The 22,724-nt window shown below is 66.5% G+C and carries 19 protein-coding genes, 2 tRNA genes and 1 rRNA gene; 15 read left to right on the forward strand and 7 right to left on the reverse strand.

From position 1 onward, the window contains the following. Window positions 1-27: 27 nt before the first annotated feature. The 5 genes from U5817_RS02945 to U5817_RS02965 form a co-directional block, all read right to left on the reverse strand. A complete protein-coding gene (locus U5817_RS02945; protein ID WP_407279663.1) occupies window positions 28-1,227 on the reverse strand; it encodes an ABC transporter permease in 1,200 nt (399 codons plus the stop codon). Further along, the gene (locus tag U5817_RS02950) at window positions 1,224-2,432 is read right to left on the reverse strand and encodes an ABC transporter permease (protein ID WP_407279664.1); all 1,209 of its coding nucleotides are present in this window, start codon (window positions 2,430-2,432) and stop codon (window positions 1,224-1,226) included. Before U5817_RS02950 ends, U5817_RS02945 begins: the two co-directional genes overlap by 4 nt. A gap of 170 nt (window positions 2,433-2,602) precedes the next feature. Next, a complete protein-coding gene (locus U5817_RS02955; RefSeq protein WP_407279665.1) occupies window positions 2,603-3,295 on the reverse strand; it encodes an ABC transporter ATP-binding protein in 693 nt (230 codons plus the stop codon). Window positions 3,296-3,303: 8 nt separating this feature from the next. Next, entirely contained in the window at window positions 3,304-4,467 is a 1,164-nt protein-coding gene (locus tag U5817_RS02960) for an efflux RND transporter periplasmic adaptor subunit (protein WP_407279666.1), read from the reverse strand. A gap of 88 nt (window positions 4,468-4,555) precedes the next feature. Continuing rightward, a complete protein-coding gene (locus tag U5817_RS02965; RefSeq protein WP_407279667.1) occupies window positions 4,556-6,292 on the reverse strand; it encodes a glutamine--tRNA ligase/YqeY domain fusion protein in 1,737 nt (578 codons plus the stop codon). A 229-nt stretch (window positions 6,293-6,521) separates the two neighbouring features. Between U5817_RS02965 and crcB the strand changes: the two genes are divergently transcribed. The 3 genes from crcB (at window position 6,522) to U5817_RS02980 (ending at window position 7,768) form a co-directional block, all read left to right on the forward strand. After that, window positions 6,522-6,920, forward strand: coding sequence for a fluoride efflux transporter CrcB (crcB, locus tag U5817_RS02970; RefSeq protein WP_169129298.1), 399 nt, complete (start codon window positions 6,522-6,524; stop codon window positions 6,918-6,920). Between the two features lie 132 nt (window positions 6,921-7,052). Next, window positions 7,053-7,511, forward strand: a complete 459-nt coding sequence (locus U5817_RS02975; RefSeq protein ID WP_407279668.1) for a DUF2778 domain-containing protein — start codon at window positions 7,053-7,055, stop codon at window positions 7,509-7,511. Further along, window positions 7,511-7,768: a hypothetical protein gene (locus U5817_RS02980; protein ID WP_407279669.1), complete on the forward strand. Its 258-nt coding sequence runs from the start codon at window positions 7,511-7,513 to the stop codon at window positions 7,766-7,768. The genes U5817_RS02975 and U5817_RS02980 overlap by 1 nt, the downstream gene beginning before the upstream one ends. 40 nt (window positions 7,769-7,808) lie before the next feature. Here the strand turns inward: U5817_RS02980 and U5817_RS02985 are convergent, their stop codons facing one another. After that, window positions 7,809-9,110 (reverse strand): TIGR03862 family flavoprotein, encoded by a 1,302-nt coding sequence (locus U5817_RS02985; RefSeq protein ID WP_407279670.1) that lies wholly within the window; start codon window positions 9,108-9,110, stop codon window positions 7,809-7,811. Then, window positions 9,107-9,601 (reverse strand): DNA-deoxyinosine glycosylase, encoded by a 495-nt coding sequence (locus tag U5817_RS02990; RefSeq protein WP_407279671.1) that lies wholly within the window; start codon window positions 9,599-9,601, stop codon window positions 9,107-9,109. Before U5817_RS02990 ends, U5817_RS02985 begins: the two co-directional genes overlap by 4 nt. 135 nt (window positions 9,602-9,736) lie before the next feature. Here U5817_RS02990 and U5817_RS02995 point away from each other — a divergent pair, with 135 nt between their 5' ends. The 12 genes from U5817_RS02995 to U5817_RS03050 all read left to right on the forward strand — a co-directional run bounded on the left by U5817_RS02995 (window position 9,737) and on the right by U5817_RS03050 (window position 22,617). Then, a complete protein-coding gene (locus tag U5817_RS02995; RefSeq protein ID WP_407279672.1) occupies window positions 9,737-10,333 on the forward strand; it encodes a Yip1 family protein in 597 nt (198 codons plus the stop codon). Window positions 10,334-10,513: 180 nt separating this feature from the next. After that, a complete protein-coding gene (locus U5817_RS03000; protein ID WP_407279673.1) occupies window positions 10,514-11,920 on the forward strand; it encodes a DUF898 family protein in 1,407 nt (468 codons plus the stop codon). After that, on the forward strand, window positions 11,920-12,927 hold the full coding sequence (locus tag U5817_RS03005) for a M48 family metallopeptidase (protein WP_407279674.1): 1,008 nt from the start codon (window positions 11,920-11,922) through the stop codon (window positions 12,925-12,927). The genes U5817_RS03000 and U5817_RS03005 overlap by 1 nt, the downstream gene beginning before the upstream one ends. A gap of 153 nt (window positions 12,928-13,080) precedes the next feature. Continuing rightward, on the forward strand, window positions 13,081-17,181 hold the full coding sequence (hrpA, locus tag U5817_RS03010; protein ID WP_407279675.1) for an ATP-dependent RNA helicase HrpA: 4,101 nt from the start codon (window positions 13,081-13,083) through the stop codon (window positions 17,179-17,181). Window positions 17,182-17,535: 354 nt separating this feature from the next. After that, a complete protein-coding gene (rpsF, locus tag U5817_RS03015; RefSeq protein WP_169129310.1) occupies window positions 17,536-17,919 on the forward strand; it encodes a 30S ribosomal protein S6 in 384 nt (127 codons plus the stop codon). Between the two features lies 1 nt (window position 17,920). Further along, a complete protein-coding gene (gene priB, locus U5817_RS03020; RefSeq protein WP_169129312.1) occupies window positions 17,921-18,274 on the forward strand; it encodes a primosomal replication protein N in 354 nt (117 codons plus the stop codon). Next, window positions 18,237-18,509: a 30S ribosomal protein S18 gene (rpsR, locus tag U5817_RS03025; RefSeq protein ID WP_169129314.1), complete on the forward strand. Its 273-nt coding sequence runs from the start codon at window positions 18,237-18,239 to the stop codon at window positions 18,507-18,509. The genes priB and rpsR overlap by 38 nt, the downstream gene beginning before the upstream one ends. 16 nt (window positions 18,510-18,525) lie before the next feature. Next, the gene (rplI, locus tag U5817_RS03030; RefSeq protein WP_169129316.1) at window positions 18,526-18,975 is read left to right on the forward strand and encodes a 50S ribosomal protein L9; all 450 of its coding nucleotides are present in this window, start codon (window positions 18,526-18,528) and stop codon (window positions 18,973-18,975) included. A gap of 115 nt (window positions 18,976-19,090) precedes the next feature. Further along, entirely contained in the window at window positions 19,091-20,500 is a 1,410-nt protein-coding gene (gene dnaB / locus U5817_RS03035) for a replicative DNA helicase (RefSeq protein WP_169129318.1), read from the forward strand. 344 nt (window positions 20,501-20,844) lie between these two features. Next, window positions 20,845-22,380 (forward strand): 16S ribosomal RNA (locus U5817_RS03040). Between the two features lie 73 nt (window positions 22,381-22,453). Beyond that, window positions 22,454-22,530 (forward strand) — tRNA-Ile (locus U5817_RS03045). Window positions 22,531-22,541: 11 nt separating this feature from the next. Further along, window positions 22,542-22,617 (forward strand) — tRNA-Ala (locus U5817_RS03050). Window positions 22,618-22,724 lie beyond the last annotated feature (107 nt).

The raw sequence follows: 22,724 nt of genomic DNA on the forward strand, positions 1-22,724 counted from the left end.
TCAAGAAATCCCGCGATGCACAAATGGTTATTCGGCGCGCAGTGCCGCGACCGCATCGAGGCGTGCGGCACGGATCGCGGGAAGCACGCCGGCGACGAGTCCGATCACCACCGCGAGACCCTCCGCGATGACAACGAAATGCCAGGGCGTATGGACCGGGAGGGCCGGCAGGATCAGTCCGACGAGCCGGGCGGAGCCCGCCCCGGCAATCAGCCCGAGCACGCCGCCGATGGCGGCGAGGGCGACCGCCTCGGCGAGGAAGAGGCCCAGGATGGTCGCCCGCCGCGCGCCGATCGCGACGAGCAGCCCGATCTCGTTGGTGCGCTCGGTGACGGCGATGGTCATGATCGTGACAATGCCCACTGCGCCGACGAGCAGCGAGATGCCACCCAGCGCGCCGACCGCGGCGGTGAGGATGTCGAGGATGTTGGACAGGCGCGCGAGCATGTCTTCCTGCGTCGTGAGCGTGACGTCGTCCTGGCCGTGGCGGGCGACGAGCACCTTCCGTATTCCGGGCGCGACGAGCGACGCGGGAAGCGCTTCGTCGTAGGTGACGTTGATCTCCATCAGCCCTTCGCGGTTATAGAGCGAGAGCGCGCGCGAGGTCGGGATGTAGGCCGTGTCATCGAGGTCGACACCGAGGAACTGGCCCTTTTCCTCCATGACGCCGATCACGCGGTAGCGTTCGCCGCCGATGCGCAGGCGCTCGCCCAGCGCGTTGGCGTTGCCGAAGAGTTCGTACTTCAGCTTGGCGCCGAGCACGACGAAGGCGCGCGCGCCGTTCGGGTCGTCGGGCGGGAGGAAGCGCCCGACGCGCACATGCATCGAGAAGATGCGATGCATTTCCGGGCCGACGCCATACACGCTCGTGCGACGCACGCGGCCCGCGCCTTCGACATCCGAATTGCCCCACACGATCGGGGTTACGCCCGTGACGTGCGGCACGCGTTCGAGCGCGAGCGCGTCGTCGAGGGTGAGCTGGCGGGCCGTGCTCGGCAGGCCGGGCGGTCCGCCGCGTGTGCCTTGCCGGCCCGGCGTGATCTCGATGATGTTGGTGCCGAATTGCGTGAACTCGTTGAGCACGAAGCGGTGCAGGCCCTCGCCGATGGAGGTCAGCAGGATCACCGCGGCGATGCCGACGCCGATACCCAGCAGGGTCAGGAAGCTGCGCAGGCGGTGGGCGAGCAGCGAGCGCAGCGCGAGTTGGATGAAATCGCGCAGGCTCATCGGCGGGACAGGGCCTGCACGGGGTCGAGGCGTGCCGCGCGCCGGGCGGGCATCACGCCGAACAGGATGCCGGTCGCGAGCGCGGTGCCGATGCCGGCGAACACCGCCCAGTCGGGCGGCCACGCGGGCAGGACCGGGAAGGCGAGGCGCAGCGCCCATGCGCCGAGATGCCCCAGCGCGAAGCCGGCGAGCGCACCCGCGAGCGACAGCAGTGCGGCCTCGGTGAGGAAGGCGAGGCGGATGTTGCGTCCGGTGGCGCCGAGTGCCTTGAGCAGGCCGATCTCTGCGGTGCGCTGCGTCACCGCGACCAGCATCACGTTCATGACGAGGATGCCGGCCACCGCGAGGCTGATCGCCGCAATGCCCGCGACCGCCATCGTCAGCGCGCCGAGGATGCGGTCGAAGGTGCCGAGCACCGCGTCCTGCGTGATCAGCGTGACGTCGAGTTCGCCTTCGCGGCGCAGGCGCATGATGTCCTCGAGTTGCTGCTTCGCCGGCCCGATCGCCTCGCGGCTGCGCGCCTCGACGATGATGCGGAAGAGGTTGTTGGTGTTGAACATCGCCTGCGCGGTCGCGACCGGTACGAACACCAGTTCGTCGGTGTTCATGCCCAGGCCCTGCCCGGTCTTGTCGAGCACGCCGATCACGCGCAGGCGCCGGTCGCCGACGCGCACGATGCGGCCGATCGCCGGCGCGCTGCCGAAGATCTCGGCGCGGAGCTTGGTGCCGAGGACGGCGACCGCCGAGGCGCGGCCGAGGTCCTCGCGTGGCAGGAAGCTGCCTTCGGCCATGCGGAAGGCGCGGATGTCGACGTAGTCGCCGCTGGTGCCCACGACCATCGCCTCGCGCAACCGTCCGCCCCAGGCGATCTCGGAGTTGCCCACCGACAGCGGCGCCATGCGGGTGACCAGCGGGGCGCGCAGGAGGGCTTCGGCGTCGCGCACCGTGAGGTCGCGCGGTGTGCTCGTGATGATGTTGCCGAGGCCGAGCCCGCCCGTGGCGGTGCGGCCGGGCAGCACGATCACGAGGTTGCTGCCGAGGGCCGAGAATTCATTCACGACGTAGCGGCGCGCGCCGTCGCCGAGCGCCGTGAGCACGACGACCGCTGCCACGCCGATCGACATCGCCAGCACCATCAGCGCGGTGCGCAGCGGATAACCGGTGGCGGCGCGGGTCGCGAAGCGCAGCGTGTCGGCGGGTGTCATCAGGCCTCCCGCCGGGCCGCCCCAAGGGAGGCCTGCGCCCCCTTGGGGGGCAGCGAGTAACACGAGCGTGGGGGGCGTCTCATCTCAGGCCTCCCGCCGGGCTGCCCCAAGGGAGGCCTGCGTCCCCTATTGGGGGCAGCGGGTAACGCGAGCGTGGGAGTGGCTTCATCTCATGCGGGGGCCGGCTCGCGCACGTCCTGCAGCAGGCGCCCGTCTTCCATCATCAGGCGCCGGCGGGCGCGTCCACCCATGACAGGGTCGTGGGTGACGACGATCAGCGTCACCCCGGAGGCGTTCAATTCTTCCAGCAGATGCGTGACGTCCTGGCCGGTCGAACGGTCGAGGTTGCCGGTCGGCTCGTCGGCGAGGATCACCGCCGGGCGCATGATGGTCGCGCGGGCGATCGCGACGCGCTGGCGCTGCCCGCCTGACAGTTCGTCGGGGCGGTGGCTCGCGCGCGACTCCAGGCCGAAGTCCTTCAGCGCCTGCGCCACGCGCGCATGGCGTTCTGCGGGAGGGATGCCGGCGAGCATCAGCGGCAACGAGATGTTCTCGGCGGCCGTGAGGCGCGGCACCAGATGGAAGCTCTGGAACACGAAACCGATGCGCGTACGGCGCACCTCGGCCTGTTCGTCCGGCGAGAGCGTCGTCACGTCGCGCCCTTCGAGGCGGTAGGTGCCTGCGTTGGGGCGATCGAGCAGGCCCAGCAGATTCAGCAGCGTCGATTTGCCCGAGCCCGACGGGCCCATCACGGCGACGTACTCCCCGCGCTCGATCGTCACGCTCAGTTCATGCAGCGCATGGACCTCGCTGTCGCCGAGCTTGAAGACGCGCTCGATGCCCGAGAGTTCGATCTGCGCCATCGCCGCCCTCAGCGCGAGGCCCCGGCCCCGTTTTCCGGCCGTACGCGGGCGCCGTCCTTCACGCCTTCGCGTTCGAGCGAAGCGGCGATGCGGTCGCCTTCGGCGAGGCCTTCGAGCACCTCGGTGAATTCCCAGTTCGAGACGCCGGCCTTGATCACGCGCTCCTCGAGCAGGCCGTCATCGGCGCGGTAAAGCAGCACGCGATTACCCTCGCGCAGCGTGGAGGTCGGCACGCGCAGCGTGTTCTCGCGTACGGCCAGCACGATCTCGGCATCCGCGCTGTAGCCGACGAGCAGCCCCATGGCTTCCTCGGGGTTCGCGAAGTCGATGTCGACCTCCACGGTGCGCGCCTGCTTCTCGACTGCCGTGATGTAGGGTGCGATGCGTTTCACGCGTGCCTCGAAGACCTTGCCCGGCAAGGCATCGAGCGTCACGCGCGTGGTCTGGCCGGGGTGGATCTTGGGAGCGTCGATCTCGTCCATCGGCGCCTTTACGTACAGACAGCTGTCGTCGATGAGGTCGATCGCAGGGGGCGTCGGCACGCCCGGGGGGGACGGTGTCGAGTACTCGCCCAGTTCGCCAGTGATCTTCGCGACGGTGCCCGCGAAGGGCGCGATCAGTACCGTGCGCTGGCGGTCGGTCGAGGTCGCGGCGATCTGGGCTTCGGCAGTGCGCGTGTCGGCTCGGCCGGTTTCGCATGCGGCGCGGCGCGCCCGCGCTTCGGTCTGCGCCTGTTCGACGCGCGAACGGGAGACAAAATTGCGCCCGAACAATTCCTCTTGCCGCCGTGCTTCGCGCTCGGCGTTGTCGGCCTGCGTGCAGATCTCCTGCACGCGTCTGCGTGCGCTTTCCAGTTGCGCGCGATTCACCGCGAGGCGCGCTTCCTGGTCCTCGTTCCACAGCCGCAGCAGCACCTGGCCGGCCTGCACGCGGTCGCCTTCCTTCACGCCGAGATAATCGATGCGTCCGCCGATGATGGTCGACAGCTTGGTGCGCTGGCAGGCCTCGATTTCGCCCGCGCGCGTGTTCGACAAGGTCGCCTCGACGGTTCCGCGTGCGACCTCGACGAGTCGCACCGGGATGGGTTTCGGCCGGGTAAGCCACCAGATTCCCCCGGCAATCAGGGCGAGGACGACGAAGACGATCAGGCTGCGTCGGACGAAGGGCTTCATGGGGTTCCTGCGCGGTTTCCAAACGGCATGTCAGGGGCCGATGATCCGCCCTTCGCCGGATGCGTGCAACCGCGCAGGGGGGGGCGCCTCAGCCCTTGGCCTTGGCCCACGAATCCTTCAGCGTCACGGTGCGGTTGAACACCGGCGCCTGCGGCCGCGAGTCGACGCGGTCGGCGACGAAGTAGCCGTGGCGTTCGAACTGGAAGCGCTCCTCGGGTGCCGCCTCGCGCAGCGCGGGTTCGAGCCACGCGGTGATGGTGCGCTTGGAGTCGTAGTTGAGGTCGTCGAGGAAGCCGCGCTCGAAGCCCTCGGGGTCGCCCTCGCGGCGATTGCCGGGGTAGGGATGGGCGAACAGGCGGTCGTAGAGGCGGACCTCCGCTTCATACCCGTGCGCGACCGACACCCAGTGCAGGTTGCCCTTCACCTTGACGCTGTCGGCGCCCGGCGTGCCCGACTTGGTGTCCGGCAGGTACTCGCACAGCACGGCGGTGACGTTACCGTCGGCGTCCTTCTCGCAGCCGATGCACTTCACGACGTAGCCGTAGCGCAGGCGCGCCATGTTGCCCGGATAGAGGCGATGGAAGCCCTTGACCGGCGTCTCCATGAAATCCTCGCGCTCGATCCACAGCTCGCGCGAGAAGGGCATCGTGCGCTTGCCCAGCTCGGGCTTGAGCGGGTGGTTCGGCGCCTCGCACAGCTCGCTCCGGCCTTCGGGGTAGTTCGTGATCACGAGCTTCAGCGGGTCGAGGACGGCGACGCGGCGCTCGGCGGCCTCGTTGAGGTCCTCGCGCATGCATTCCTCGAGCACGCTGAAATCGATCCACGTGTCCGACTTGGTGACGCCGATGCGTTCGGCAAAGAGGCGGAAGCCCCCGGCCGTGAAGCCGCGCCGGCGCGCGCCCATCAGCGTCGGCAGGCGCGGGTCGTCCCAGCCGGCGACGTGGCCTTCCTCTACGAGCTGGATCAGCTTGCGCTTCGAGAGCACCACGTAGGTCAGGTTGAGGCGGGCGAACTCGATCTGCTGCGGCAACGGGCGGGGGAAGAAGCCGCCCGTCGCGAGCGCATCCAGCAGCCAGTCGTAGAAGGGACGCTGATCCTCGAACTCCAGCGTGCAGATCGAGTGCGTGATGCCCTCGATCGCGTCCTCGATCGGATGCGCGAAGGTGTACATCGGGTAGATGCACCACTTGTCGCCGGCGCGGTGGTGGTGCGCCTTGCGGATGCGGTAGATCGCCGGGTCGCGCAGGTTGATGTTGGGCGAGGCCATGTCGATCTTCGCCCGCAGCACATGCTCGCCGTCGGCGAACTCGCCCGCGCGCATGCGGCGGAAGAGGTCGAGGTTCTCCTCGACGCTGCGGCCGCGGTAGGGACTCTCGCGCCCGGCTTCGGTCAGGGTGCCGCGGTAGGCGCGCATCTCCTCGGCGGAGAGCGACTCCACGTAGGCCTTGCCGGCCGTGATCAGGTATTCGGCGCAGGCGTACATCTTGTCGAAATAGTCGGACGCGAAGTACAGGTGCTTGCCCCAGTCGAAGCCCAGCCAGCTCACCGCCTCGACGATGGAGTCGACGTACTCCTGCTCTTCCTTCTCAGGGTTCGTGTCGTCGAAGCGCAGGTGGCACACGCCGGCATAGCTCTGCGCCAGGCCGAAGTTCAGGCAGATCGACTTGGCATGGCCGTAGTGCAGGTAGCCGTTGGGCTCGGGCGGGAAACGGGTTTCGACCCGTCCGCCCCATTTGCCGCTCCGGATGTCCTCGTCGATGATGTTGCGGATGAAATTGCTCGCCGGTGCGGCAGCGGCGGCACCGGATTTCGGAGTGTCGGACACGGGGAGAAGCCTCGATTCTAAGGGCGAAAATTTCACTAATCCGCGATTTTAGCGCGTCGGCGCCCGGAATGAGCCCCCGGCACCGGCTGCCGCATCGGGGGCGGGCCTTGCTGGGCTAGAATTCCATCCGATTGCCATTCACTGGACGACCCATGCATTTCAGCCGAATCGGCCTGCGCGGCGAGCGCCCGATGCCCGGAAGCGCCCTTGTTTGCACGGGAGCCGGGCGATGAGCGCGCCGCTGGCGACCCTGCCCGCATTCGCGGCGATCGGTATCGGTGCCGCGCTCGGCGCGTGGCTGCGCTGGGGATTGGGCCTGCTGCTCAACCCGCTGTTCCTGGTGGTTCCGCTCGGCACCCTCTGCGCCAATCTCCTCGGCGGCCTGCTGATGGGCGCCGCGCTGGCGTGGATCCACGCGGTGCCGGAGATGTCGCCGACCCTGCGCCTGCTGCTCACCACCGGCTTTCTCGGCGGCCTCACGACCTTCTCGACCTTCTCCGCGGAAGGCCTGCACCTCGTGCAGCGCGGCGAATGGGCTTGGCTCGCGCTGCACACGCTACTGCACGTGCTGGGATCGCTGACGATGGCCTGGGCGGGCTACGCGGCATTCAACGCCTGGCGTGGTTGAGGCAGGGCGCTCCTGCTTGCTGGGCGAGCGCGCCGGGATATTGGAATTTGTGAATGCTGATGGCATTATCGTCGCGTTGTCCCCCCCCGCCCGCGTGACGCTTGCCGTGCTGCGCAGAATCTGGAGTCACGCATGTTTCATTGTGCATTCGCTCTCAATGATCAGCCGATGAGTCGGTTGTGTCTGGGCGCTCACGAGTTTCCCGCCTTCTCCGGTTCCGGCGAGCAGGCCAATCGTCGATCCGCAGCATGCTTGCGAGGTCTGGGCCCCATTCCTCCCGGCACGTATTACATCTTCGATCGCCAGTCGGGTGGCATGTTGGGGCCGATCCGGGACCTGCTCACGGGCCGGGATGACTGGTTCGCTCTCTATGCGGTGGACGGCCGGATCGACGACGAGACATTCTGCAACGAGCTCGCAAGAGGAAACTTCCGGCTTCACCCGAAAGGCAGGCTTGGGAGGAGCGAGGGATGCATCGTGGTCGAGCGCGAACAGGATTACATCCTTCTTCGCAGCATCCTGCGCAGTGCGCAGCCTCAGGAGGTCCAAGGGGGGCAGCTCAAGGCATATGGAACGCTGGTGGTCCGGTGATGACGCTCCTGCCTGTCGTTCGCATCGCGCTTTGTCTTGGGCTGACTTATTTTTTTGCGCGGACCTGGTTTGCCTCCGCTTGGTCCGAGGCCGCCTGGACCTGGCTCAATGCGCGAATCCGGCGCGGGCAGGATCCGTCATTTGTCTCCGACCTGGAGCTGATCGTGGTTGTCGCAACCTCGGTTCTTCTCGCCTGGCTATGTGTATGGGGTGTCTCGCGGGCGTGGTTGAAAGGGCGGGAAGCGCGAAATACCTGAACGGAAGATCGGCGGGGCGTCAATTTCGATCCGGTGACGCTCAGTCGCCAGCATGTAGCGCATCGAGCCAATCAACGGCGCCCAGCCCTGCAGCCCTTCCGGTGGCGAAGCAGGCCGTGAGCAGATAACCGCCGGTCGGTGCCTCCCAGTCGAGCATCTCGCCGCAGCAGAACACGCCGGGGAGCGCGCGCAGCATCAGGCGGTCGTCGAGCGCCTCGAACAGCACCCCGCCCGCGCTGCTGATCGCCTCGTCGAGCGGGCGCGCCGCGGCCAGCACGATCGGCAGGGCCTTGATCACGGCGGCGAGGCGGTTTGCGTCGGCAAGGACGTCCTTCGTCGTGCATTCGCGCAGCAGGCCCGCCTTCACGCCCTCGATCCCGGCCTTGCTCTGCAGGTGGCTCGCCATCGAGCGCGCGCCGCGCGGCCGCGCGAGATCCGTCGCGAGGCGCTCCAGGCTGCGACCGGGCGCGAGGTCGAGGTGCAGCGTCGCCGAACCGGTGGCCTCTATCGTGTCGCGCAGCGGCGCCGACAGCGCGTAGATCAGCCCGCCCTCGATACCGCTGACCGAGATCATGCACTCGCCTGCGCGTTCGTGCGTCTGCCCGCGGGCGTCCGTGATGTGGGCCGCAACCGATTTCACCGGCGCGCCGGCGAAGCGTTCGCGAAAATGCGCGCTCCAGCCGGCTGCCGCGTTGCCGGCGAGGAGGCCGACGTCGAAACCGCAGTTTGCCGGTTTCAGCGGGGCAAGCTCCACGCCGCGTTGCGCGAGCCACGGCATCCAGGCGCCGTCCGAGCCGAGCTTTGCCCAACTGCCGCCGCCCAGCGCGAGGATTACGGCGTCGGCCGCAATGAGGCATTCCCCTTCGGGCGTCGCGAAGCGCAGGCCGCGCGTCGGATCCTTGTCCCCGCCGCGCGCGTCATCCCAGCCGAGCCAGCGATGCCGCACGTGCAGGCGCCCCCCCGCCTGCCGCAGGCGGTGCAGCCAGGCACGCAGCAGTGGCGCGGCCTTCATCTCCTTGGGAAAGACGCGGCCGGAGCTGCCGACGAAGGTCTCGATGCCGAGTTTCGCCGCCCAGGTGCGCAATGCGGCGGCGCCGAAACGCTCCAGCAGGGGCGCGAGCTCGGGCTGTCGTTCGCGGTAGCGGGTGACGAAGGCTGCCGACGGCTCGGCATGGGTGAGGTTCAGCCCGCCGATCCCCGCGAGCAGGAACTTGCGCCCCGGCGAAGGCATCGCGTCGTAGACGTCGACGGTGCAGCCGCGCGCCGCGGCCGTTTCCGCCGCCATCAGCCCGGCCGGGCCGGCGCCGATTACCGCGACCCGCGGTGCCGTCCTGTCGCTCATCGTGCAATCTCCTCCCAGGCTGAGAGCTTCCGTGCATACGACCAGCTCGCGTTCGCCGGACTCGTTGATGGCAGCCGCGTGCAGGCGATCGTCGCGCCGAGCGCAGGCGCGACGTGTCGCCGGAACAGCGTCGCGGCCGCAGTGCCGTTGAGGAATACGCGCGCGATCTCCGGATGCGCGGCGAAGAAGGTCGCGAAATCGTTCACCTCCATCGACGCGGGTTCGATGTCCGTATCCAGGCTGCCCCGGCGCCGGCACGCGCCGAGAACGTCCCACAGCGCGTAGCCGCACTCGGCGAAGCGCCGCGTGCGCTCCGCATACGGCAGGGCGGCGTCGATGCCCAGTACTGCGCACACGATGGGCCAGAAGCCGTTGCGCGGATGGGCGTAGTACTGACCGGCGGCAAGCGAGGCCGCCCCCGGCATGCTGCCCAGGATCAGGGTGTGCGCATGGGGCAGGGCGATCGGCGGGAATCCTTCGAGTCGGGACATCGGGCTGCGCGTGGCGGGAGACGGCACGCACGGTACCGAGCCGCGCCCGCTCCCGCAAGACGTGCATGCGGAAGGATCGTTTGCCGCGGCGGCCGGTCGAATGTTTGTCCCATCGGAGGAGACAAGGAGGTCGCAATGAATACGCACAACTTGCCCAAGATGTTTTACTCGTACTCGGAGGGCTGGCAGGACCTGATCCAGGTGCATCCGACCGTCGCGAAGATCTTCACGATGTACGTGATGCCGATGTCCCTGATCCCGCCGGCGATGTTCCTGTACTCGATGTTCGCCACGCCGGGCGCGGTGTTCCCGGAGCTGGTGCCGCACATCAGCGTCGCCGAGGCGCTCGCCGCGGCGGTCGCGTTTTATGTCGCGGAACTGGCGATGGTCGCGCTGATGGCATCCATCATCCAGCAGATGGGCGACGTCGTGGATGCCAAGCCGCCGTACTCCGAGTCCTTCATCCTCGCCGCGGTTGCGCCGACCCCGCTGTGGCTCTCCGCGCTGGCGCTGTTCATCCCCTCCGCCTGGGTGGCCGGGATCGTCGTCGCGGCTGCGTGGGTCGCCTCGGCGGCGCTCATCTATCACGGCGTCTATCCGCTCTTCAAGCTCGAGGACACGAGCAAGTCCCGCCTGATGGGCTCCTTCGTGCTCACGGCGGGCGTGATCGCCTGGGGCGCGTTGCTGGTCGTGCTCGCGCTCGCGATGAGCATGATCGTCGGGCTGCGCTGAACGCATGCCTGCCGCGCCGGATGCCGCGAGGCGTCCGGCGCCCGTTCTGTTGCCCTGCGCCGCCCTTATGACGACGGTGGTGGTGCGGGGTGTTACCATCATGTCATTTGATGAGGCGCATGAGGTCGCATCCTGCGGCCGCGACCGTCGGTCGGGCGCGTGTGACGAATCCTCGGGGACATGATGGCAGAGGCAAGCTATACGCTGGTGTTTCAAGGCGGCATCCTGGACGGCTTCGAGCGCGAACAGGTGATGCAGCGTTTCGGGCAACTATTCCGCGTGTCGGCAGAAGACGTCGAGAAGATCTTCGGTCATCCGCGCGTCGTGCTCAAGCGCAACCTCGATCGCGCGGCTGCGGACGCATTCCTCGGCCGGCTTGCCGGCATCGGCATGGCGGTCCGACTCGACGAGGCGCAGCCCGCGACGCCCGACCCGCTGCCGGTGTCGCGGACGTCCGACGCGGATGCGACGCGTGAGGCGCCGCTTCCGGCGAGCGTCGCGCCGCAGCCGACGGCGACTTCGCAGCAGAGCGGCGCGTCCGATCTGCGTGCTGCGACTGCATCCGTTGTCCCGACGCCCCTGGTCTCCTCCGCCGCCCGCGACAACGATCAGCCGCGCGAGCTGCCTTTCGAGTTTTCCGGCAACGGCTTCGAGTTCTTTCGCATCTGGATCGTCAACCTCGTCCTCAGCATCGTCACGCTGGGGATCTATTCGGCCTGGGCCAAGGTACGCACGCAGCGCTACTTCTACGGCAATACGCGCTGCGAGGGCGCGAGCTTCGCGTATCTGGCCGAACCGCTGAGCATCCTCAAGGGCCGCCTGATCGCCTTTGCGCTGGTCCTCGTCTACATCCTTGCAGACGGCTTCGTTCCCCTGCTCCGTATCGTCGTGACCCTCGTCTTCCTCGCGATCTTCCCCTGGATCATGGTGCGCGGGCTCGCCTTCCGGAACCACAACTCCGCCTGGCGCGGCGTGCGTTTCGGCTTCGATGGCCGCCTCGGCGAGGCTTATCGCGTGTTCCTGCTGTGGCCGATCGCCGGTGCGATCACGCTCGGCCTGCTCCTGCCCTACGCGGCGTACCGACAGCAGCAGTTCATCATCGGCAGGAGCCGCTACGGTGTGGAGCCGCTCCGGTTCGAGGCGCGGGCCGGAGCGTTCTACATGATCGCCCTGGCCGTCATCGGCATCGGCGTGGGCGGCTTCCTGCTCTCCATGCTGGCGGGCGCGGTGTTCCCGCCACTGAGCCTTGTGGCGATGCCTGCCGCGTATCTGGCGATCTTCGCGGTGTCCAACGTGATGATCACCAATCTCCGCTACAACAGCACGGCGCTCGGCGCACATCTTCTGCAGGCGAACTACCGCTTCGGCTCCTACGCAATGCTGATGCTCACCAACACGCTGGCGCTCGGCCTGACCTTCGGCCTGTTCTATCCCTGGGCCAAGGTGCGCAGTGCCCGCTACGCCGCCGAGCACATCTCGCTGGTGGCCGACGGCGACCTCGACGCCTTCGCCGCCGCGCAGCGCGAACAGGTGTCCGCGGCCGGCGGGGAGATCGGCGACCTGTTCGACGTGGACCTGGGCATCTGATGCGGCTCGAGGGGCACTTCTTCGACGGCCACAGCTCGCGCAGCCACCCGGCGAGCGTGGCGGTCGCGAACGGCCTTCTGCGGGTCGAGGGCGCGGCGGGCGAAACCCTGCATCCCGCCTGCGAACTCGATGGCGTCGAGTTCTCGTCCCGGGTCGGCAATACGCCGCGCTTTCTCCGTTTTCCGGGCGGCGCCAGCTTCGAGACCGCCGATAACGACGCGGTCGACCGGCTCCTTGCGCGCCGTGCGCCCGCGAGCGGGCTCGCGCATCGGCTGGAGTCGAAGCTGCGTTATGCCCTCGTCGGGCTGGCGTTTACCGTCGTGTTCGTCTGGGCCTGCATGCAGTGGGGCGTCCCGGCGCTGGCGCGCGTCGCGGCGCAGGCGCTGCCCGTCGAACTCAATGCGCACGCCGAGAACGTAGTGCTCGAGCTCCTCGATCGCCAACTCCTCAAACCAAGCCGCCTGCCCGCGCAGGAGCAGACCCGCCTGCTGGCCGCCTTTGCGCCGCTCGTGGGGGAAGGGCAACCCGTTCGGGTCGCGTTCCGGGATGCCGCACGCACCATCGGCCCCAACGCGCTGGCGCTCCCCGCCGGCACCATCATCTTCACCGACCAGTTCATCCAGCGTGCACAGCACGACGAGGAGCTCATCGGCGTGCTTGCCCACGAGATCGGCCACGTCGCGCACCGCCACGCCATGCGCGCCTCGCTGCAGGCCTCCTTCCTGGGCCTGCTCTCGACCCTCGTCGTCGGCGACATTTCGTCCGTATCCTCGGTGGTCACCGCGCTGCCGCTGATGCTCACGCAGATGGGCTACTCCCGCGATTTCGAGCGGGAAGCCGATCGCCACGCGGTCGACACGTTGCGCCGTCATGGCATCAACCCGCAGCGCCTCGTCGACATCCTGCAGCGGGTCGATCCGGACGCGGACGAGAAGCGGGGCTACCTTTCGACCCACCCGCCGACGCCCGAACGCGTGCGCCTGATCCTGTCCGCCGCGGGGGAATGAGCGGTGCGGATGGGGCTGGGCGCGCGAGTGATGCCCCATCCGCCCGTTCTGGCATAATCTGCGCGACTTTCCCGATGTGACCCGCCGCCCGGCGGGCAATGAACGACCGCCTGCGACTGTTGGGGCATGGCGGTCCCGCCGACGACCCCGAACGTGACTGCTACCGACTCCCGGCCCCGCGATGAGCGCCGGCGCGACGACTTTTCCGACTGCCTGAGCGCCGACCGCCCGCGCCTGCGCCGCCTCGCGCGCGAGCTCGGCCGCCAATCCGGCGCCAGGCGCGAGCGTCTGCAGGCCGACCTCGATGCGCTGTTCGCCCGTTCGCGCGCCGCTCTGGCCGAACGCCAGGCCCGCCTGCCCAGACCCGACTTTCCGGCCGAGCTGCCCGTCACGCAAAAGCGCGACGAGATCGCCGCCGCGATCGCCGCCCACCAGGTCGTCATCGTCTGCGGCGAGACCGGCTCCGGCAAGACCACCCAGCTCCCCAAGATCTGCCTCGCGCTCGGCCGCGGCGCCGCCGGCCTCATCGGCCACACCCAGCCGCGTCGACTCGCCGCCCGCGCCACCGCGACCCGCATCGCGCAGGAACTGAAGAGCGAACTCGGCCAGGCCGTCGGCTACAAGATCCGTTTCACCGACCGCCTCAGCGAGTCGAGCTGCATCAAGCTCATGACCGACGGCATCCTGCTCGCCGAGACGCAGGGAGACCCCTCGCTCGCCGCCTACGACACGCTGATCATCGACGAGGCCCACGAGCGCAGCCTCAACATCGACTTCCTGCTCGGCTACCTCAGGACCCTGCTGCCGCGCCGCCCCGACCTCAAAGTCATCGTCACCTCCGCGACGCTCGACGCCGACCGCTTCGCGCGCCATTTCGCGAGCGCCGACGGCAAGCCCGCGCCGGTGATCGAAGTCTCGGGTCGCCTCTATCCGATCGAGCTGCGCTACCGCCCCGTCGAATCGGACGACGAACCCGCCCCGGAATCCCGCCGCCCCGGCCCTGACCGCCGCAAGGACCGCGATCTCTACGACGCCATCGTCGACGCAGTCGACGAAGCCCACCGCAGCGGCCCCGGCGACACCCTCGTGTTCCTGCCCGGCGAGCGCGAAATCCGCGAGGCCGCCGAGGCGTTGAGGAAGGCCCACCACGCCGCCGGCACGGAAATCCTGCCGCTCTACGCACGCCAGTCCGCGCAGGAACAGACGCGCGTCTTCGCCCCCGGCAAGGGCCGCCGCGTCGTCCTCGCGACCAACGTCGCCGAGACCTCGCTCACGGTTCCCGGCATCCGCTACGTCGTCGACACCGGCCTCGCGCGCGTCAAACGCTACTCGCACCGCAACAAGGTCGAGCAGCTGCAGGTCGAGAAGATCGCCCAGTCGGCCGCCAAGCAGCGCGCCGGGCGCTGCGGCCGCGTCATGGACGGCATCTGCTTCCGCCTCTACGACGAGGACGAGCTCGGCAAGCGCCCCGCGCACACCGACCCCGAGATCCTGCGCTCCTCGCTCGCCGGCGTGATCCTGCGCATGAAGTCGCTGCGTCTCGGTGCCGTCGAGGACTTCCCCTTCATCGACGCCCCGCTGCCGCGCATGATCGCCGATGGCTACCAGCTCCTCACCGAGCTCGGTGCCGTCACCGATGACGACGCACGCGAACTCACGCCCACTGGCGTCGAGCTCGCCAGGCTCCCGCTCGACCCCAAGATCGGTCGCATGATCCTCGCCGCGCGCGACCGTGGCTGCCTCGCTGAAGTCCTGGTTATTGCCGCCGCCCTGTCGACGCAGGATCCGCGCGAGCGCAACCCCGAGAGCCCCGGCGCCGCCGACCAGGCGCACGCCAAGTTCCGCGGCGGCGATCAGGACCAGCGCTCGGAGTTCCTGTGGTACTGGAACCTGTGGAAGGCGTGGAGCGAAGTGCTGCGCCACGAGACCGGCAGCAAGCAGAAGGCGTGGGCCAAGCAGCACCACCTCTCCTACATGCGCCTGCGCGAATGGCGCGACGTGCACACCCAGCTCCACACCCTGTGCACCGAACATGGCTGGAAGGAGAATGACAAGCCCGCGCAGTACGACGCCCTCCACAAGGCGCTGCTGGCGGGGCTCCTCGGTCACGTCGGCTGCAAGATCGAGGACGCCAGCGGCCCGCAGGCCGGCAGCTACCTCGGCGCGCGCAGCATCAAGTTCTGGCCGCACCCCGGCTCCGCGCTCGCGAAGAAGGCCGGCAAATGGATCGTCGGCGCCGAACTCGTCGACACCTCGCGCCTCTTCGGCCGCTGCCTCGCGAAGATCGAGCCCGAATGGCTGGAGGAAGTGGGTGCCCACCTCATCAAGCGCCAGGTCTATGAGCCGCACTGGTCCAAGACCACCGGTGCTGTGCGCGCCTGGGAGCGCGGCACGCTGCACGGCCTCGTCCTCTACGCGCGGCGTGGCGTCGGCTACCGCGACACCGACCCACGGTTGTGCCGCGAACTCTTCATCCGCGAAGGCCTCGTCCAGGGCGAGATCGCCGAAGGGCCGGCGCGCGGCATGGCTTTCCTGCAGCACAACCGCCGCCTCGTCGCCGAGATCGAACGCCTCGAACACAAGTCGCGTCGCCCCGACGTCCTCGTCGACGAGGAGCTGATCCACGCCTTCTACGATGCCAAGCTCCCGGCGGATGTCCTCGACGTCCCGGGCTTCGAAGCCTGGCGCAAACAGGCCGAAAAGGCCGAGCCCAAGCTCCTGTACCTCTCGCGCGACCAGCTCATGCGCCACGAGGCCGAAGGCATCACCACCGACCGCTTCCCCGCGACCTTCGAAGTCCTCGGCCAGAAGCTCAAGCTTGTCTACCTGCACCAGCCCGGCGAACCCGACGACGGCGTCACGCTTACCGTCCCGCTCGCGATGCTCAACCAGATCCCCGCGCACCGCTGCGAATGGCTTGTGCCGGGCCTGCTCGAGGAAAAGGTCGCCGCGCTGCTGCGCACCGTCCCGCAGAAGCACCGCCACCGCCTGCAGCCGATCGGCGAAAGCGCCGCCGCCTTCCTGGAGCTCTTCGACGCCGGCGAATGGAATACCGACGAACCCCTCCTGCGCGCACTGCAGCGCTTCGTCGAGGACCGCGTGTCGCTCAAGCTGCCGATGGAATCCTTCCGTGCGGAAAACCTCAATCCGCACTGCTTCATGAACTTCCGCGTGATCGACGAGCACGGTCGCGTGCTCGGCCAGTCGCGCAACCTCGCCGAACTGCGCACGCGGCTGCGCGACCAGGTCGCCGAACGCTTCCGCGGCGCGCGCATCACGCTGCCCGAGGCCGTCGCGCCCAGGGCTGCCGCCCCGAAAGCCGCCGCCCCGTCATCGCCCGTGCCGCCGGCCAAAGGGCAGGGCGCCCCGGCCAAGGCCGCGCCCGAATCCTCGCCCGCATCGCTCGGTGGCTTCACCGCGTGGACCTTCGGCGCGCTGCCCGAACTCCTCGAAGTGAAGGTCGCGGGGCGCGAGATCATCGGCTTCCCCGCGCTGCACGACGACGGCGATAGTGTCTCGCTGCGCCCCTACGACACCCCGGAAGAAGCCGCCAGAATCCACCGCAAGGGTCTCGCACGTCTCTTCGCGCTCACGCTCAAGGATCAGGTGCGTGCGGTCGAACGCCTGCCCGGCCTGCGCGACCTCGCGCTCGCCTTCATCCCCTTCGGCACCGAGGCCGAGCTCAAGGCCCAACTCGTCGCCGCCACCCTCGCGCGCACCTGCCTGCTCGATCCGCTCCCCGTCGATGCCGCGAGCTTCGAGCAGCGCTGCAGCGAGGCCAAGCCGCGCATCACGCTGATCGCGCAGGAGTTCATGCGCCTCGCGACGACATTGATCGCCGAACACTCCGCGCTGCAGAAGCGCCTCACCGGCATGAAAGGCTTCCCCGAAGTCGCCGCCGACATCCAGTCCCAGGTCCGCGAGCTGATGCCCAAGGATTTTCTCGTCGCGTATCCCTGGGAACGCCTGGCCCACTTCCCGCGCTACATCAAGGCCGCGGGCGTGCGTCTCGACAAGCTGCGCAACAACCCCGCGCGCGACGCTCAACTGCTGGCCGAATGGCGCAGTCTCGCCCAGCCCTTCGAACGTGAGCGTCTCGCCAAGCGCAAGGCCGGCGTTGACGACCCCGCGCTGGAAGAATTCCGCTGGCTCCTCGAAGAGCTGCGCGTCGGCCTCTTTGCCCAGGAACTGAAGACCCCCATGCCGATGTCGGTCAAGCGCCTGCAAAAAATCTGGGACGCCCGCCCCCGATAGACGACTCCTCGAGATCGCGCACACGCAAGGGTGTCCGGGTGGGCTGGTCGGGGCTGTCGAGAGCGCCGGATCGGGATGCGTCGCGGAGGAAACAAGGCGCGGCATGTCTGAGCCGGCGCAGCCGGCGAGTTTGCCGCGCCGCCTCCGCGGCGCATTCCGATCCGGGAAGCCGAAGGCCGCGAACGCCTGCCCTGGCCAGTTCGCCCGGACTCCCGGATTAGCAGCACGGCAACCAACGCACGCCATTAAACATCGCCCTTTGATCCGTCAAGCTTTTCCTGTTATTCTTCCCGGCTTTCCCTTGCTCCACCGGTTCGCATGCCGGGGAGCTGTCATCAACCGCAAGGAGTCTCCATGCGACATTACGAAGTTGTATTCATCGTCCACCCGGACCAGTCGGAACAGGTCCCGGCGATGATCGAGCGCTACAAGTCGATCGTCACCGCCCGCGAAGGCAAGATCCACCGCCTCGAAGACTGGGGCCGCCGCCAGATGGCCTATCCGATCCAGAAGGTGCACAAGGCCCACTACGTGCTCATGAACATCGAGTGCGACGGCGAAGCCCTCGGCGAACTCGAGCACTCGTTCAAGTTCAACGATGCCGTCCTGCGTCACCTCGTCGTCAAGATGAAGGGCGCCGTGACCACCCCGTCGCCGATGATGAAGGAAGAGAAGTCCCGCTCGCTGACCGCCGCGCCCGCCGCGGAAGAAGCGAAGTCCGAGGCCGAATCCGCCTGAGGTGACTGACGAGGGAATCAACCAGCTGCACCTCGACGCCCGGATCGCTGAACTCCAGCCCCTGCGTCGAACCCCGGCAGGAGTGCCGATCGCCGCTTGCGGCCTCGCGCATGAATCGAAACAACTGGAAGCGGGACTGAGCCGCGACGTTTCGGTGGAACTGCAGGCGGTTGCAGTCGGTGAGCTGGCTAGTGTGCTGGCCAGTGCATCCCCCGGCATGAGGATAAGGGTCGCCGGATTTCTCGCCGCGAAAAGCCTTCGCAGCCGAAGCCCGGTACTGCACCTGAGCAAGATCGAATTTCTGGAAGGAAACGAAAATGGCTTTCAACAAGAAGTTTGCAAAGAAAAAGGATGACCGCGGCAATCGCGGCCTGTTCAAGCGTCGCAAGTTCTGCCGCTTCACCGCGGAAAAGATCGAGGAAGTCGACTACAAGGACGTCGATATCCTGAAGGACTTCATCACCGAAAACAGCAAGATCATGCCGGCCCGCATCACCGGCACCAAGGCCGGCTACCAGCGTCAGCTGTCGACCGCGATCAAGCGCGCGCGCTTCCTCGCCCTGCTGCCTTACACCGATCTGCACAAGTAATCAGGAGAGATCGGACATGCAAATCATTCTGCTCGAAAAAGTCGCCAACCTCGGCACCCTCGGCGACGTCGTCAAGGTCAAGGACGGCTACGCCCGCAACTTCCTGATCCCGCAAGGCAAGGCCAAGCGTGCGACCCAGGCCAACATGGCCGAATTCGAAGCCAAGCGCGCCGAACTCGAGAAGGCCCAAGCCGAGAAGCTCGGCGAGGCCCAGGCTGTCGCCACCAAGCTCGAAGGCCTGATGCTGCAGATCGCCCGCAAGGCCGGGATGGACGGTCGCCTGTTCGGCTCCGTCACCAACATCGACATCGCCGAAGCGCTGGAAGGTCAGGGCTTCAAGGTCGAGCGTAGCGCGATCCGCATGCCGGAAGGCCCGATCAAGGCCATCGGCGACGTGCAGATCGATATCGCCCTGCACCACGACGTCGTCGTTCCGGTCACCGTTTCCGTGCTCGGCGAACAGTAATCCGCCAGCGGTAACGCGATCCGGAAGGGGCTGCCTCGGCAGCCCCTTTCCTTTTTCAGAAGCGCCTGCCGCTTCGGTAGAATTCCGTTCTCGCTCCCCAGGAAGACCGCCTCCGATGGCCACTCAAAAGCGCCGCTTTGCCGAGAACTCCGGCGACCCCGCGATCTCGGCAATCAAGCTACCGCCGCACTCGCTCGAAGCCGAGCAATCCCTCATCGGCGGCATCCTGCTCGACAATCAGGCCTGGGAGCGCGTCGCCGATCTCGCCAGCGAAGCCGACTTCTATCGCGACGACCACCGGCGCATCTTCCGCCACATCAGCAAGCTGCTCGACCTCGGCAAGCCCGCCGACGTCGTCACCGTCTTCGAGTCGCTCGAGAAGAACGGCGAATCCGAGCAGGCGGGCGGCCTCGCCTATCTCGCGGAGATCGCCAACAGCACCCCGTCCGCGGCCAACATCCGCCGCTACGCCGAGATCGTCCGCGAGCGCGCCATCCTGCGCAAGCTCGTCACCGTCGGCGACGAGATCGCCGCGTCCGCGCTGAGTGCCACAGGCCGCGACGCCAAGACCCTGCTCGACGAAGCCGAAGCCAAGGTGTTCGAGATTGCCGAATCCACGGCGCGCACCACCACCGGCTTCGTCTCGATCCAGCCCATCCTCAAGCAGGTCGTCGACCGCGTGCAGGACCTCTACGACCGCGACAACCCGTCCGAGGTCACCGGCGTGCCGACCGGCCTCGTCGATCTCGACGACAAGACCTCCGGCCTGCAGCCCTCCGACATGATCATCGTCGCCGGCCGTCCCGCGATGGGCAAGACCACCTTCGCGCTCAACGTTGCCGAACACGTCGCCGTCGACTGCAAGCTTCCAGTAGCCATCTTCTCGATGGAAATGCCGGGTACGCAGCTCGCCACCCGCTTCATCTCCTCGGTCGGTCGTATCGATCAGGGCAAGATCCGCACGGGCCGGCTCGGCGACGAGGATTGGCAGCGCCTCACGATGGCGATGGGCAAGCTCTACGACGCCCCGCTCTTCATCGACGAAACGCCCGGCCTCAACCCTATCGACCTACGCGCCCGCGCGCGCCGCCTCGCGCGCCAGTGCGGCAAGCTCGGTCTCATCGTCATCGACTACCTGCAGCTCATGGTCGGCAGCAAGGACAGCGACAATCGCGCATCCGAACTCTCCGAGATCTCGCGCTCGATCAAGTCGCTCGCGAAGGAGCTGCACGTTCCGATCATCGCGCTGTCCCAGTTGAACCGGAGTCTCGAGCAGCGCCCGAACAAGCGCCCCGTGATGTCCGACCTGCGCGAATCCGGCGCCATCGAGCAGGACGCGGACATCATCATGTTCATCTACCGCGACGAGGTCTATAACCCGGATTCGCCGGACAAGGGATCCGCGGAACTGATTATCGGCAAGCATCGTAATGGTCCGACCGGCACCGTCCGCATGACCTTCATCGGCGAATGCACACGATTCGAGAATTACGCCGGCGGCTCGGGTTTTTATCAGAGCGAATAAATTTCCGGATTTCTTTCGGAAAGCGCTTGACGGTTCAATTGAGCTCTATATAATTCGCGCCTCTTCAGCGCTGCAGCGGTTTCGAGGCAGCGGCGGGGGCAGGAAAGAGAGGGTGGTGCGGTAGCGGTGTAAAAAATAAATCGCTGCGGTGCTTGACGAAGTGAAGTAAGTTTGTCAGAATCTCTTTCTCGCTGCTTCGGCGGCGGTTCTTTAAAAAATTGGACAACCGATAAGTGTGAGTGCTTGGTTGGCGCGACCGAGACTGCTTCGGCAGTTTTAATGTTGCAAAGATTGAGTGCTCAACTGTAAGTCAGTAATGATTTCTTTGAGTGCTTTGTTGGATTGAACTTAAGAGTTTGATCCTGGCTCAGATTGAACGCTGGCGGCATGCTTTACACATGCAAGTCGAACGGCAGCGGGGGCTTCGGCCTGCCGGCGAGTGGCGAACGGGTGAGTAATGCATCGGAACGTACCCAGTCATGGGGGATAACTACGCGAAAGCGTAGCTAATACCGCATACGCCCTGAGGGGGAAAGCGGGGGATCGCAAGACCTCGCGTGATTGGAGCGGCCGATGTCGGATTAGCTAGTTGGTGGGGTAAAGGCCTACCAAGGCGACGATCCGTAGCGGGTCTGAGAGGATGATCCGCCACACTGGGACTGAGACACGGCCCAGACTCCTACGGGAGGCAGCAGTGGGGAATTTTGGACAATGGGGGCAACCCTGATCCAGCCATGCCGCGTGAGTGAAGAAGGCCTTCGGGTTGTAAAGCTCTTTCAGACGGAAAGAAAACGCTTCCCCTAATACGGGAGGTGGATGACGGTACTGTCAGAAGAAGCACCGGCTAACTACGTGCCAGCAGCCGCGGTAATACGTAGGGTGCGAGCGTTAATCGGAATTACTGGGCGTAAAGCGTGCGCAGGCGGTTGTGTAAGACAGGTGTGAAATCCCCGGGCTTAACCTGGGAACTGCGCTTGTGACTGCACGGCTAGAGTACGGCAGAGGGGGGTGGAATTCCACGTGTAGCAGTGAAATGCGTAGATATGTGGAGGAACACCGATGGCGAAGGCAGCCCCCTGGGCCGATACTGACGCTCATGCACGAAAGCGTGGGGAGCAAACAGGATTAGATACCCTGGTAGTCCACGCCCTAAACGATGTCGACTAGTCGTTCGGAGAGGTAACTCACTGAGTGACGCAGCTAACGCGTGAAGTCGACCGCCTGGGGAGTACGGCCGCAAGGTTAAAACTCAAAGGAATTGACGGGGACCCGCACAAGCGGTGGATGATGTGGATTAATTCGATGCAACGCGAAAAACCTTACCTACCCTTGACATGCCTGGAATCCTTGAGAGATCAGGGAGTGCCTTCGGGAGCCAGGACACAGGTGCTGCATGGCTGTCGTCAGCTCGTGTCGTGAGATGTTGGGTTAAGTCCCGCAACGAGCGCAACCCTTGTCGCTAATTGCCATCATTTGGTTGGGCACTTTAGCGAGACTGCCGGTGACAAACCGGAGGAAGGTGGGGATGACGTCAAGTCCTCATGGCCCTTATGGGTAGGGCTTCACACGTCATACAATGGTCGGTACAGAGGGCTGCCAAAGCGCGAGCTGGAGCCAATCCCTTAAAGCCGATCGTAGTCCGGATCGTAGTCTGCAACTCGACTACGTGAAGTCGGAATCGCTAGTAATCGCAGATCAGCATGCTGCGGTGAATACGTTCCCGGGTCTTGTACACACCGCCCGTCACACCATGGGAGTGGGTTTCACCAGAAGTAGGTAGCTTAACCTTCGGGAGGGCGCTTACCACGGTGAGATTCATGACTGGGGTGAAGTCGTAACAAGGTAGCCGTATCGGAAGGTGCGGCTGGATCACCTCCTTTCAAGAGACAGGTCCGCTGTCCGAGTACTCACAACTTATCGGTTGTTCAGGCAAGAGCCTCGAGATGGACGAGAGGGTCTGTAGCTCAGCTGGTTAGAGCACCGTCTTGATAAGGCGGGGGTCGTTGGTTCGAACCCAACCAGACCCACCACCGCATCATGAGGGGGATTAGCTCAGCTGGGAGAGCACCTGCTTTGCAAGCAGGGGGTCGTCGGTTCGATCCCGTCATCCTCCACCACATGTTCAGGTGGGCTCGAGAGTAGGGCTAAGCCGTGCGCACGTTTGGTGTGCAGGGCTTAGGCCTAGTGCCAGTGTTCTTTAACAAAGTGGAAGAAGTAAAGTGTG

The sequence above is a fragment of the Aromatoleum evansii genome, assembly GCF_045689615.1.
Taxonomy (GTDB): Bacteria; Pseudomonadota; Gammaproteobacteria; order Burkholderiales; family Rhodocyclaceae; genus Aromatoleum; species Aromatoleum evansii.